This is a genomic window from Streptomyces sp. AC558_RSS880 (genome assembly GCF_019049255.1).
Lineage (GTDB): Bacteria > Actinomycetota > Actinomycetes > Streptomycetales > Streptomycetaceae > Streptomyces.
The window spans coordinates 1-203 of the sequence record NZ_JAGMUJ010000098.1; the positions used below are offsets into that span (position 1 = coordinate 1).

The 203-nt window shown below is 73.4% G+C and carries 1 protein-coding gene; it reads right to left on the minus strand.

Annotated elements, in window-relative coordinates:
- Positions 1-198 (minus strand): hypothetical protein (locus tag KUM38_RS27740; protein ID WP_217133078.1); only part of this gene is annotated, 198 nt, incomplete at its 3' end.
- Positions 199-203 lie beyond the last annotated feature (5 nt).

The window sequence follows — 203 nt, forward strand, 5'->3', positions numbered from 1 at the left end:
ATCGCGCAGCACATGGCGGACGGTGACGTCCGCGTGCGACTTGGCGAACAGCGACACCATGCCGGGCTGCCACCGGTACAGCACGCCCTCGACCGCCAGGGACACGGCGGTCGAGGCGAGCAGCAGCGGCACATGGGGGCGCAGCGCGGCGACGGCCTGCGCGACGAAGGCGGCCGACACGGCGGCGAGGACGAGCAACTGGG